Annotated in this window: 14 protein-coding genes and 1 tRNA gene; 8 read left to right on the top strand and 7 right to left on the bottom strand. The window is 60.2% G+C overall.

The window, feature by feature from the left end:
* Both A3A9_RS0135980 and A3A9_RS42230 read left to right on the top strand, forming a co-directional pair.
* Positions 1-186 (top strand): ATP-binding protein (locus tag A3A9_RS0135980; protein ID WP_027062776.1); only part of this gene is annotated, 186 nt, incomplete at its 5' end.
* Between the two features lie 215 nt (positions 187-401).
* Positions 402-2,060, top strand: coding sequence for a recombinase family protein (locus A3A9_RS42230; RefSeq protein WP_343286155.1), 1,659 nt, complete (start codon positions 402-404; stop codon positions 2,058-2,060).
* Here A3A9_RS42230 and A3A9_RS0135955 read toward each other — a convergent pair.
* Positions 2,017-2,093 (bottom strand) — tRNA-Met (locus A3A9_RS0135955). The two genes, A3A9_RS42230 and A3A9_RS0135955, sit on opposite strands and share 44 nt — an antisense overlap.
* A 240-nt stretch (positions 2,094-2,333) precedes the next feature.
* Between A3A9_RS0135955 and A3A9_RS0135950 the strand changes: the two genes are divergently transcribed.
* Positions 2,334-3,299: a Gfo/Idh/MocA family protein gene (locus tag A3A9_RS0135950; RefSeq protein ID WP_027062773.1), complete on the top strand. Its 966-nt coding sequence runs from the start codon at positions 2,334-2,336 to the stop codon at positions 3,297-3,299.
* A 15-nt stretch (positions 3,300-3,314) separates the two neighbouring features.
* Here A3A9_RS0135950 and mnmA read toward each other — a convergent pair whose 3' ends face one another.
* Positions 3,315-4,505 (bottom strand): tRNA 2-thiouridine(34) synthase MnmA, encoded by a 1,191-nt coding sequence (gene mnmA, locus A3A9_RS0135945; protein ID WP_027062772.1) that lies wholly within the window; start codon positions 4,503-4,505, stop codon positions 3,315-3,317.
* Between the two features lie 288 nt (positions 4,506-4,793).
* Between mnmA and A3A9_RS0135940 the strand changes: the two genes are divergently transcribed.
* The gene (locus A3A9_RS0135940; RefSeq protein WP_006203587.1) at positions 4,794-5,069 is read left to right on the top strand and encodes a DUF1153 domain-containing protein; all 276 of its coding nucleotides are present in this window, start codon (positions 4,794-4,796) and stop codon (positions 5,067-5,069) included.
* A 135-nt stretch (positions 5,070-5,204) separates the two neighbouring features.
* Here the strand turns inward: A3A9_RS0135940 and A3A9_RS0135935 are convergent, their stop codons facing one another.
* Positions 5,205-6,131 (bottom strand): NADP-dependent oxidoreductase, encoded by a 927-nt coding sequence (locus tag A3A9_RS0135935; protein ID WP_027062771.1) that lies wholly within the window; start codon positions 6,129-6,131, stop codon positions 5,205-5,207.
* Between the two features lie 88 nt (positions 6,132-6,219).
* On the opposite strand from A3A9_RS0135935, the gene A3A9_RS0135930 reads away from it, so the two are divergent.
* A complete protein-coding gene (locus tag A3A9_RS0135930; protein ID WP_027062770.1) occupies positions 6,220-6,618 on the top strand; it encodes a winged helix-turn-helix transcriptional regulator in 399 nt (132 codons plus the stop codon).
* Positions 6,619-6,731: 113 nt separating this feature from the next.
* Here A3A9_RS0135930 and A3A9_RS0135925 read toward each other — a convergent pair whose 3' ends face one another.
* On the bottom strand, positions 6,732-7,109 hold the full coding sequence (locus A3A9_RS0135925; RefSeq protein WP_027030743.1) for a flagellar export protein FliJ: 378 nt from the start codon (positions 7,107-7,109) through the stop codon (positions 6,732-6,734).
* A gap of 451 nt (positions 7,110-7,560) precedes the next feature.
* On the opposite strand from A3A9_RS0135925, the gene ctrA reads away from it, so the two are divergent.
* Positions 7,561-8,256, top strand: a complete 696-nt coding sequence (gene ctrA, locus A3A9_RS0135920) for a response regulator transcription factor CtrA (RefSeq protein WP_006203583.1) — start codon at positions 7,561-7,563, stop codon at positions 8,254-8,256.
* 88 nt (positions 8,257-8,344) lie between these two features.
* On the opposite strand, the gene A3A9_RS0135915 is transcribed toward ctrA, so the two are convergent.
* Both A3A9_RS0135915 and chpT read right to left on the bottom strand, forming a co-directional pair.
* Entirely contained in the window at positions 8,345-8,713 is a 369-nt protein-coding gene (locus A3A9_RS0135915; RefSeq protein WP_027062769.1) for a response regulator, read from the bottom strand.
* A 247-nt stretch (positions 8,714-8,960) separates the two neighbouring features.
* Complete coding sequence (gene chpT, locus A3A9_RS0135910; RefSeq protein ID WP_027062768.1) at positions 8,961-9,590, bottom strand: histidine phosphotransferase ChpT; 630 nt, start codon at positions 9,588-9,590, stop codon at positions 8,961-8,963.
* A gap of 389 nt (positions 9,591-9,979) precedes the next feature.
* On the opposite strand from chpT, the gene A3A9_RS0135905 reads away from it, so the two are divergent.
* Both A3A9_RS0135905 and A3A9_RS0135900 read left to right on the top strand, forming a co-directional pair.
* Positions 9,980-10,516 (top strand): DUF1134 domain-containing protein, encoded by a 537-nt coding sequence (locus A3A9_RS0135905; RefSeq protein WP_245279220.1) that lies wholly within the window; start codon positions 9,980-9,982, stop codon positions 10,514-10,516.
* A gap of 157 nt (positions 10,517-10,673) precedes the next feature.
* Positions 10,674-11,801, top strand: a complete 1,128-nt coding sequence (locus A3A9_RS0135900) for a hypothetical protein (protein ID WP_027030739.1) — start codon at positions 10,674-10,676, stop codon at positions 11,799-11,801.
* A gap of 27 nt (positions 11,802-11,828) precedes the next feature.
* Here A3A9_RS0135900 and A3A9_RS0135895 read toward each other — a convergent pair.
* Positions 11,829-12,111: IS5/IS1182 family transposase (locus A3A9_RS0135895; protein WP_027062766.1), on the bottom strand; the 283-nt coding region annotated here is incomplete at its 5' end.

Below are 12,111 nucleotides of genomic sequence, written 5' to 3'. Positions count from 1 at the left end.
TGGGCGAGTGTCTTCGGCGATGCCAAGATGACGACCGCGCTTCTCGACAGGCTGACGCATCATTGCCACATCCTTGAAACCGGAAATGACAGCTTCCGCTTCAAGAACAGCTCTGCCCACGAACCCAAAAAAGCGAAGGAGAAAACCAGAACCTTGACCCTCAACCCCGAACCGAAACATACATGAAAGGCGGGTCAAATCTCGGTGGAAATGCCGGGTCAGTTCTCAGCGAAAATCAACAGCTATCGTTCGGGGTATTATGCCCCTCGCTATTTTTGCCCCGTCGCAAGCTGTTCCTGCAATGGTGGTGAAGTCCCGTAAATGGGTCTTGCGTGAGGCACCCGACCGGGCGATTCTGCGCCTTGCAAGCGCTCTCGCTCGCCAAGCGGCCCGCGAAGACCATGCGCGTGAACAGGGCGAGAAAACTCACCATGAATCGGACCGCGATCTACGCTCGCTTCTCAACCGACCTCCAAAATGAGCGATCGATAGACGATCAACTCGCTTTATGCCGAGCATACGCAGAACGTGAGGGGTTGAACGTTGTCGCAACGTTTGACGACCGAGCACGCTCCGGCGGCTCCGTCCTTGGCCGTGACGGTTTACTTCACCTCATGGACAAAGCGCGTGAGCACCAATTCGACGTTCTCGTCGTAGAGGCACTTGATCGGCTCTCGCGCGACATGGAAGACCTCGCGGGCATTCACAAACGCCTTTCATTTCTCGGCATCGAAATTCGTGCCGTCCACGAAGGCGTAGTGAATACGGTCTTGGTTGGCCTACGCGGTCTTGTTGGCCAACTCTACCGGGAGGACATCGCTCACAAAGTCCGTCGGGGCCAGGCCGGCCGAGTCAACAAGGGACTCCATGCCGGCGGATTGACCTATGGCTACTCTTATATGCTCGGCGACCCTGGAAAGCGGTTAATCGCCGAGGGCGAAGCGGAGATAGTGCGTCGTATCTTCAGGGAGTATGTCGGTGGACAGACCCCGCGCGACATCGCCCACAAACTCAATCGGGACCGCATACCACCGCCCCGTGGCCGGGGCTGGAATGCATCTACTATCAATGGAAATGTGCAGAGAGGAACGGGGCTGCTTCACAATGAGCTTTATGCTGGCCGCCTGATCTGGAACAGGGTCAGAATGATCAAGGATCCTGATACGGGGAAACGTGTCTCGCGTCCAAATCCCAAGGGTGAATGGCGAGTAGTCGCAGTACCGGACCTCGCCATTGTTTCGTCCGACCTGTTCGACGCAGCACAAGCACGCAAGAAGGCGCGTGCAACCACCCATCCAAGCCATCAACGCCGACCACGGCATATGCTAACTGGGCTCCTGAGGTGCGGTACCTGTGGTGCGGGAATGTCGTCAAAAGGCACGGACAAGTCCAAGCGCATTCGCATCCGATGTTCGGCCGCGACAGAAAGCGGAATATGCGCAGATCCGAAGACCTTCTATTTGGATACGGTCGAAACTGCAGTTCTGAACGGGCTTACCGCCGAGTTGCGCCATCCCGAAGTGATTGCCCAGTACGTCCAGACCTACCACGAAGAACGGAAGCGCTTGGCAGCCGATACCGACGCTAGGCGCACTCATTTGGAGCGACGGCTTGAAGAGCTAACTCGGGAGATCGAGCGGCTGGTCAACGCCATTGCCAAAGGCCACGGCGACCCAGCTGTATTGGGACCGCAATCAACAACGCTGAATGAAGAGCGCAAATGCATTTTGGCAGAGTTGGATCGGGTACCCCCTGCGACCGGAGTGATTGCGCTGCACCCGGCGGTGCTCGCCCGCTACGAGGAACAACTGAACCAACTTCAGACCGGGCTTGCCAAGGGCATTGCTTCTGGCGATTCCGAATGTGCAGAGGCAATGCGTGACTTGGTCGACACCGTCACGGTGTTTCGAGATCCATCCAAAACCGGTGGGGTTGAAATCGAAATTGCTGGCCGGCTGACGGCACTCTTGGGCGAGCGTGCCTTCCCCCACGGCATCAAAGGAGTGGGGGGAATGGTGGTAGCGGGAGAGGGACTTGAACCCCCGACCCCAGGATTATGATTCCCGTGCTCTAACCAACTGAGCTACCCCGCCAGGGCGGCGAAAGGCCCGAAATCCGCCTTAAATAGAAAGGCATTTCGAGGCGCTCGCCAAGGTCGCGCGGATATAAGGTTGGGAGGGCGAGCCTGTCAAGCTTCGAAGCATTCTATATCGGCGCATATTCTCATTGCCCAAAAAGCTTTGCCGCGCGGCCATTTGGTTGCAACCGTCGGGGTTGAGTTCGACCGGGCACGTCGCTATGTCTCGGCCACGAGTTTTTAGAGTTTGAAACAGATGAAGCCGCGCATTGCAGTCCTCGGTTGCGGATACTGGGGCTCAAACCATATCCGCACCCTCAAGGCGCTCGGCGCGCTGCACGCGGTTTCCGACGCCAACCGTGCGCGTGCCGAAGGTTTTGCCAGCGAACAGGATTGCCTGGCTATCGAGCCCGACAAGCTGTTCGGTCGTGACGATATCGACGCCATCGTGCTGGCCTTGCCCCCGCAGTTCCACGCCGATCTTGCCGTGCGCGCCGTCGAGAGCGGCAAGGACGTGCTGGTGGAAAAGCCGATCGCGCTGACGGTGCCGGATGCCGAGCGCGCGGTGCAGGCGGCCAAGGACAATGGCCGCATCTTCATGGTCGGCCATGTCCTGCGTTTCCATCCCGCCTTCGAGACGCTGAAGGCGCTGATCGACAAGGGCGAGCTTGGCGAGGTCCGCTACATCCATTCGCACCGGCTCGGCCTTGGCAAATTTCATACCGAGAACGATGCGCTGTGGGACCTGGCGCCGCACGATCTGTCGATGATCCTGGCCATCACTGGCACCGAGCCAATCGAGGTGCGCGGCGAGGGCGCGGCGCTGCTCGACAGTCTGAGCGATTTCGCGCATCTGCACATGCGCTTTCCCAACGGCCTGCGCAGCCATCTCTTCACGTCACGGCTCAATCCCTATCGCGAGCGGCGCCTGACCGTGGTCGGCACCAAGGCGATGGCGGTGTTCGACGATGTCGAGCCATGGGAGCGCAAGCTTGCCGTCTACCGCCATGCGGTGTGGCAGGACAGCGGGCAGTGGGCGTTCACCACCAACGAGCCGTCCTATGTCGCGGTCGCGCAAGGCATGCCGCTGACGCGCGAGCTGGAGCATTTCATCCAGTGCATAGAGACGCGGGCCGAGCCGCGCACCAGCGGTGAGGAAGCGATCAGGGTGCTGCGCATCCTGACTGCGGGCACTGTGACCCACACCAAGTCGAAAGACTGAGAAAGCCTTTAACGTTTATTCGGCGGGGATCTGTGCCGGCCTTGCGGCAAGCCGGCTCAGCATCGCCTCCGCCTCGGCGCCGCGCTCGGAGCGCTCGATGAAGCCGCCGCCGAAGATTCGGGCTTCGTTGCCGTCGTCGGAATAGAGCACGCAGGCCTGTCCGGGCGCGATGCCGGACTCGCCATCGGCCAGTTCGACCGAAGTCACGCCCGCCTTGTGGTGTAGCACCGCCGGACGCGGCGGCCGGGTCGAGCGCACCTTGGCGAACAGTTCGAGGCCGCCGGCAGGAATAGCGGTGAGCTGCCCGTCGCCAAGCCAGTTCATGTTGCGCAGGTAGATCTTGTGCGTCTCCAGCGCCTCGCGCGGGCCGACGACGACGCGGGCCCGTTCGGCGTCGAGGTGAACGACATAGAGTGGCTCGCCCGACGCGATGCCGATGCCGCGGCGCTGGCCGATCGTGTAGCGCAATATGCCCTCATGGCGGCCAAGCACGCGGCCGTCGATGTGGACGATGTCGCCCGGATTGGCGGCGCTCGGCTTCAGCTTGGCGATGATGTCGGAATATTTGCCCTGCGGCACGAAGCAGATGTCCTGGCTGTCCTGCTTGGCGGCCACCGTCAGCCCCATCTCCTCGGCAATGGCACGAACCTGCGGCTTCGACAGGCCACCTAAGGGAAAGCGCAGATAGTCGATCTGCGCCTGCGTGGTGGCGAACAGGAAATAGCTCTGGTCGCGGTCGGCATCGACCGGCCGGTAGAGCGCGCGGTGGACGCCATTGGCGCCCGAGCGGATATAGTGGCCGGTGGCGAGCGCATCGGCGCCCAGCTCCTTGGCGGTGGCCAGAAGGTCGGCGAACTTCACTGTCTGATTGCAGGAGACGCAAGGGATGGGGGTCTCGCCGGCGACATAGCTCTCGGCGAAGGGATCGATGACCGCCTTGCGGAAGCGCTCCTCATAGTCGAGCACATAATGCGGGATGCCCAGTGTCTCCGAGACGCGGCGGGCATCGTCGATGTCCTGTCCGGCGCAGCATGAGCCGGCCCGATGCGTCGCCGCGCCGTGATCGTAGAGCTGCAAGGTGACGCCGACGACATCATAGCCCTCGCGCTTCAACAGGCCGGCGACCACCGACGAATCCACGCCGCCCGACATGGCGACGACGATGCGGGTGTTTTCGGGACGTGCTGGAAGATCGAGACTGTTCATGGTGCTTTCATTCTGCGCGGCGCCTGAATGCCAATGTCGAGAATATAGGTCAAGCTTTCCGGCGACGCCAGCTTGCCGGGCGATTCACGGGTTGGGGCAGATACCCGAAAATGGCATATTCCTTCCAGCTAATTCAGCGTTTCCGGCCGGATATTTCAAATGCCCGCCAAAAGACTAACGCGGCGTTCACGATCCTTACCTAGTCATTAGGGTCTGCTTAGGCAATTTTTAAAGCTGTGGCGGTAACGTGGCGGGGATTGGGTCTTTGAGTTTTTTGTAGAGAGTACGATGACCGATCTGGTTAGACCTAGAGTCAAGTATGTTATCGGGCCCGACGGCAGCCCTCTTACCATTGCCGATCTGCCGCCGACCAACACGCGTCGCTGGGTTATCCGGCGTAAGGCGGAAGTGGTTGCGGCGGTGCGTGGCGGGCTTTTGAGCCTCGAAGAGGCATGCCAGCGCTACAAACTGACCACCGAGGAATTCCTGTCCTGGCAGGCGTCGATCGACGAATACGGCCTTGCCGGGCTGCGCACCACGCGCATCCAGCAATACCGGCACTAGAGCTTGCTTTGATGCAATTCCGGACGGAAAACCGTTTCACACTTTTCCTGGAATTGCTTTAGAGCCGGTCGCAAAAAAGATCAAAGGGCGCGGCACTCCGCGCCCTTTTGTTTTTCGAAGCAATTGTTGAGACGCTCAGACCGTCAGCACCACCTTGCCGATCGGCTTGGTGGCGAGAAAGGCTTGAGCAGCGCCGGCCTGCTCAAGCGGGAAGCTCTTTGCTACGTGGACAACGAGCTTGCCGGCATCGATCAACTGGCCAAGTTCCAACAAGGCTTCGCGGTCAGGCACGACCGACATGCGCTCGACCCGGATGTCGTGCGTGCTGGCCTGCGCCTTGGTGGTGTCGTTCACGTTCAGCAATGACACCAGAACGCCACCACGCTTGATGACCTTCAGCGAGCGGTCGGCATGATCGCCGCCCACCGGCTCCAGCACCAGGTCGATGTCGCTGATCTGGCTGGTAAAATCGCCCTTGGTGTAGTCGATGACCTCGTCGGCGCCGAGTTTGCGGACGAAATCGAGTTTGTTTGGGCTGGCGGTGGCGATGACGTAAGCGCCGCGCGCCTTGGCGATCTGCACTGCCAGATGGCCGACGCCGCCGGCCGCCGCATGGACCAGCACGCGCTGGCCCGATTTCAGTGCGCCGTGACGGACAAGGCCTTGCCAGGCGGTCAGGCCAGCCAGTGGCAGTGCGCCTGTCTGGATGTGATCGGCCCCCTTTGGCTTCAGCGCAATTTCATCCGCGGGCACGGCGGCCAGTTCGGCATAAGCCGCCGCCTGCTTGGGGAAGCGCGGCATGCCGAACACCTCGTCGCCGATCTTGAAGCTGGTGACGCCGGCGCCCAAGGCCTCGACCGAGCCTGAAATGTCCCAGCCGAGAATGAAGGGCGGCTCGCCAAGCAGCGGAAAATAACCGGCGCGGACGGCGCCATCGACTGGATTGATCCCGGCCGCCTTGACGCGGACCAGCACTTCGCCGGCCTTTGGTGTCGGGTCCGGCTGATTGGCGATGACAAGGACGTCGGGTTCGCCGACGGTATTCTGGATAACGGCACGCATTGGATGTCTCCTGTTTGTTAGTGCCGCTATCATTTGGATAGTAATAATCTCTTGTCTAGTATGTACCTTTTTGATATATAGGTACCCCATGGATAGTGATTTCGACTCCTGCTTCGGCTATGACGCGTACCGGCGGACATGCCCTTCGCACACTGTGCTGGAGATGCTGGCCAGCAAATGGGTCTATCTGGTGGTTTGCGCGCTGCGCAAAGGCCGGCTGCGCAATGGCGAGCTTGCCCGCAAGCTCGAAGGCATCACGCCCAAGATGCTGACGCAGACGCTGCGCGTGCTCGAGCGTGACGGCCTGGTGCGGCGCGAGGTCTTCCCGGTCATCCCGCCACGCGTCGAATATGAATTGACCGAGCTCGGCCAGAACCTGGCGGGATTACTCAGCCAGATAAGATCATGGGCGGAGCAGCACGCGCCTGACATCAAGGATGCCCGTGCAAGGGCAATTGCCGACAGTGAAGGGGATTGGGCCGCCTAAGGCGGGGTTCGTTTCCTGGCGGGCCGGGCCTGTCATGATGTGGCCCAGGCAGCGACCCGATGACGCTACGCCCGCCCGGGTGTGTGAGCGTGGATGCTGCTGACGTGTCGGCTTCAGCCGATCATGGCGCTGCGGCCGCCGGTTTCGGCCTCGCGAACCTTTGTGTCGCGCGATTCCAGCATTTCGGCCTTGGAAAGCTCCGCTTCAGCTTCGCCGAGTAATGATTCGGCAGCGCTTCGCTGCTGGGCGAGGTCGCTTTGCGAGTTTCTGAGATTGTCGCGGCGCAGGCGTGCCGCCTTGGCGAAGGTCGGATAGGCGAAATGGTTGATGTCGGTGATGCCGGCTTTCTTTTCCTCGGCGGTGATCTGAAGCTCCAGTTCGACGGCCATGCGTTCGAACTCGGCGATCATCATGTCGAGCTGCAGCAGCTGCCGCCGCTTCTCATTCACCTGAAACTGCTTCAGCCGAACGAGGTTTTCACGTGACTTCATGATTCGGTACTCCCGGAAACGCACACCCGCACATATCGTCCAAACCACCTGAAAAGGCCCAGGCGTTGCCCGTGTCCACCGGCTTTCCCCGCACTATGGGAAACAAAACCCTAAAGTTTTTTGCCGGCGGTAACCATTCGTTTACGGGCATTGTTAATCATACGGGTCAGGACTTAAGGCCGGGTAAAAATTCCGGCCACCGATTCGGAAGCGCGTCGATGAGTCCCTGGAGTCACTTAGTCCAGGTTATTAATGTGTCGCATTAGGAATTTGGGTCTGTGATTCATTATTAGATTCAAGAGGGTGTAGAAAGAGGTTAAAAAATCTGGTACCGTCGTGGACGGGAAATTAGGTTTTGTTAACCATTTGATGGCAGCCTCTGCACAAGGCAACCACTGCTCCGGTTCCGGACGGGTCGTGAAATGGTCCGGCAGCAGAAAAGGGGAATTAAATGCGTGTTCTGCTGATAGAAGATGACAGTGCAACCGCACAAAGCATCGAACTGATGCTGAAATCGGAAAGTTTCAATGTCTACACGACCGATCTCGGCGAAGAGGGTGTCGATCTAGGCAAGCTCTACGATTACGACATCATCCTTCTCGATCTCAACCTGCCAGACATGTCCGGCTACGAGGTCTTGAGAACGCTTCGCCTCTCCAAGGTGAAGACGCCCATCCTCATCCTCTCCGGCATGGCCGGCATCGAGGACAAGGTACGCGGCCTCGGCTTCGGCGCCGACGACTATATGACCAAGCCGTTCCACAAGGATGAGCTGGTCGCCCGCATCCATGCCATCGTGCGGCGCTCCAAGGGCCACGCCCAGTCGGTCATCACCACCGGCGACCTGGTGGTCAATCTCGATGCCAAGACCGTCGAGGTCGGCGGCCAGCGCGTGCACCTTACCGGCAAGGAATACCAGATGCTGGAGCTGCTCTCGCTGCGCAAGGGGACCACGCTTACCAAGGAAATGTTCCTCAACCACCTCTATGGCGGCATGGACGAGCCGGAACTGAAGATTATCGACGTCTTCATCTGCAAGCTGCGCAAGAAGCTCGATGCCGCGTCCGGTGGCCAGAATTACATCGAGACGGTCTGGGGCCGCGGCTACGTCCTGCGCGAACCTGAAGACATCCGCGTCAGCGCCTGAGCGGCGCGCGCTGTTTCGCCAATCGAGAAAACCCGGCTTCGGCCGGGTTTTTTGCGTGTGCCAGCAATAAGGGTGGCTTGCTGCCGTCTCAGGCGGCGACCTTCAAGGTGCGAAAGCGCTCGAGCAGCTGCGGCCTGTTGAACGGCTTCAGCAGATAGCCCTGGGCGCCGGCGCGCTTGGCCCGCATGATCGAGGCGATATCGAGCTCGACCAGCGAGATCAGGATCTGCGGCTTTATCGGGCTTTCCATGGCGCGCACGCGGCGGATAAGGTCAACCGCCTGCACGTCCGGCAGGGCGCCGTCGACGACGATGATGTCGGGCATTTCCGCGGAGCACATCTCCAGCGCATCGAGCCCGCTGGCTGCCTCGATGACCATCATGTCGGAACCGCCCAGGATGCGTTTTGCAACCTTCCTGATGACGCTCGAATCGTCGACGAACATGCAGCGTTTCATTTCCGGGTCCTCTTTGCCTTCTGGCAATCCGGCAGCGTTGGGGGCATCCGGAAATTCACCATAGGCCGATCTGGTAAAGAACCGGAAAAGCCATTAGGTAAAATTTTTGCAAAGATGCCGTTTGCAGGCTGTTCTTCGCAATGCTTCGCTCAAGCGATCGGGCAAAGCTCATGGTGCCTCGATTGAGGCGTCAACGAAATATTCCGGATTGAAATACTTTGTTTTCTTTGGATGCCGGGTGCCGATTTCAGGCGGCCGAAAGCACGATTTCCTCGGCCGTGGCATGGATGGAAATCGTCATGCCGGCCTCACGGGCGAGCAGCAGCGTGTAATAGGGCTGCACCGAATGCGCATCGATCGGCTCTTCCGGCTTGTGGCCGGAATGCAGTTCGAGGAATTTCGGCGGCACGCGCAGCATGGGGCCGCTTGCCGAAATTGAAATGCGCGGCTCGGTTTCGAGATTCTCGAGGGTCACGACCAGTTTGCCGCCGCGCGGAATGGCGGCATTGCCGACCAGGATCAGGTTGAGCAGCAGCTTGACCTTGTTCTTGGGCAGCAGCGCGCGGGTCCCGTTCCAGCTCAGTTCCGGCTTTTCATTCTTGAGGAAGGCGGTGGCGACCGCTTCGGCGTCGCCAGTGTCGATCAGCATGCCGGCGGAGCCGGCTGCGCCGAAGGCAATGCGGGCGAATTGCAACCGGGCCGAGGCGTTCCTGGCGCTCTGGCGGATAAGCCGCATGGCGTCTTCGTCGGCGCCGCCCTCGTCCAGCAGTTCAAGCCCATTGTTGATCGCGCCGACCGGCGAGATGATGTCGTGGCAGATGCGGCTGCACAAAAGCGCCGCCAGGTCAGGTGCGGAAAGGGTGAACAGTTCGGCCATCGGCGAAAATCCCTGCAAAATTCCACTAGTCATGGCCGAGCGATCGATTGTCGCGCCCGCCCACACGAATCACGCTCCAACCCGAGGCTTTCTGAATACACAGCACTCGTATGTACAGCAACAAACCCAAAATTGTCGTCGGGGCAAATGGCGTGTTCGCGCAGGCTGACGGTGCTGCGCGACCCCAAAAGCCAGCCTTCGAACTGCCATCTTCCTGTGGGAGTTAATGGTTGAAAAAGGATTACGGCATAGTTTGCCCTTAACAGTCATCCTTAACGGCCGCCTAAAGAGCCGGACCGGGTGCGAGGCGTCGGCGAAAGTGCTTCATGACGGAGATTAGAAGCATGTTTTCCCGATTCTACGACCGGAGTTTCCTCCGCGTCCTTTCTATGGCGATCACGCTCATGGGCGTTCTCGTCTTCTCGACCTCGACCCTGCGGGCTCAGGAATACACCGCTCAGGAGATTATCGATTCCGGTCACAAGTTCTTCGGCGCGACGTCGGGTGGGCTTGCCACCGTCATCGAGAAGATCTTCTCCTCCTACGGCCTGCCCAATGGCTATCTGCTGGGTGAGGAGGGGTCCGGCGCGCTGATCGGCGGCCTGACCTATGGCGAAGGCACGCTCTACACCAAGAATGCCGGCGACCATAAGGTGTTCTGGCAAGGCCCGTCGCTGGGCTGGGATTTCGGCGGCGAAGGCTCCCGGGTGATGATGCTGGTCTACAATCTCGACGATGTCAGCAATCTCTATAACCGCTATGGCGGCGTGGCCGGTTCGGCCTATGTGGTGGCCGGCGTCGGCTTCAATGTGCTGAAGAACAACAATGTGCTTCTGGTGCCGATCCGCACTGGCGTCGGCGCCCGGCTCGGCGTCAATCTCGGCTATCTGAAGCTGACCGAACGGGCGACCTGGAATCCGTTCTGATTCCCCGCCGATCGCCGGGATCGCGGGCATTTCGGTCCGATCCACGCGTTAATGACCCCAGTGTGCTGCGGCGAGCCCTTGCCGCAGCGCCGGATTTCCGCCATGCCAAAGGGGCAAAATCCAGCTTCTATGGTCGCCGTCTATAACGGGTAGTCCTTTGGTTCAGTCGGTCCTGTTCTTTGCCCTCGGCTTTCTCAGTGCCGGCTTTCTGGCGCTGATCGTGGCTCCCGCCGTCTGGCGGCGCGCCGTCGCCCTGACCCGCAGACGCATCGAAGCCTCGATCCCTTTGACGCAGACCGAGATCCAGGCCGACAAGGACCGGATCCGGGCCGAGTACGCCATGTCGACGCGCCGCCTCGAAATGAACGTCAAGGCGCTGCGCGAGAAGGCCGCGGAACAACTCGTCGAGATCAATCGCGGCCGCGAGGCGTTGAAGGGGCTGGCGGTCGAGCGTACGGACAAGAACGCCGCGCTTGCCGAACTGGGCGCCAAGAGCGAGGCGCTGCGGCAGCGCGAAGAGGAGCTGCATCAGCTTTCGGAGCGGCTCAAGGAAACGGAGCGCAAGCTGGAGAAGCGGGCGCTTGAGCTCGAAAAGCTGGAGCACATGTATGACGATGCCAGCTTTTCCTCCTCAAGCCGGCAGATCGAGCTCGTGGCGCGCGAATCCGAATTGCAGAAGCTCGCCAGTGACATCTCGCTGCTGCGCGGCCAGCGCAAGGAAGCCGATCGACGCCAGCAGGAGATCGCGGCCGAAAGCAAGGCCGCGCGCGATGCCCTGAAGGCGGAGAAGAAAAGGACGGCCGAACTCGACAAGAAGGTCGAAAGGCTGCTCGCTACGCTCGCCGATCGCGAGGAGAAACTTGAGCGTCGCGAAAAGGAAATGGCGCGGCTGCGCGAAAAGACGAAAGCCGAGGAGGGCGGACCGGCCCTGCGGCTGGTCGGCAAGCAGGATGAAGCAAACAGGCGCGATGATCTGGACAAGGCGATCGCCAAGCTCGACAGCGATCGCGAGCGGCTCGAAGCCAGGCTGACCGCACTGGCGCGCGAGAACAAGCGGCTGAAGGCGGATCTCGGCGCCATGGCGGCTTCAGGTTCCACGAATGGCGGTGCCGCGCTGCGCGAGCAGATGAACGAGCTGGCGGCGGAGGTCGTCCACATGACGGCCAAACTCGAGGGGCCTGACTCACCGATTGCCAAGGCACTGGCGGTGCCGCAGGAGTCCAACAATGGCGACCGCAGCCTTGCCGACCGCGTGCGGGCTTTGCAGAAGGCAGACGCGAACTGAAATACGCTTGGGCCGTCATGCCTAAATCTAGGTCATAGACTCATTAAATCGCATCCAGATTCTCAGAGAAGCGAGTTTGACGCCAGCCAGGAAGTTATCAGATCGCTTGTCGTATCGTGTGGCGACTGCACGGTAGTGTTTGATTTTGTTGAAGAACCGCTCGACGAGGTTTCTGTATCGATAGAGGAAGGGGCTGAAAGCTGGGACATTCTTTCGGTTCGGCATGGGCTTGATGTTGGCCCATGCGCCTCGCTCTGTCAGGCCTTGCCGTAGCTCGTCGCTGTCATAGGCACGGTCGGCCAACAGGATC

Origin of the sequence: Mesorhizobium loti CJ3sym, from assembly GCF_000472785.1 — a bacterium.
Taxonomy (GTDB): domain Bacteria; phylum Pseudomonadota; class Alphaproteobacteria; order Rhizobiales; family Rhizobiaceae; genus Mesorhizobium; species Mesorhizobium loti_E.
Note: the sequence above shows the minus strand (reverse complement) of the source record. Positions and strands in the feature narration are given on the sequence as shown.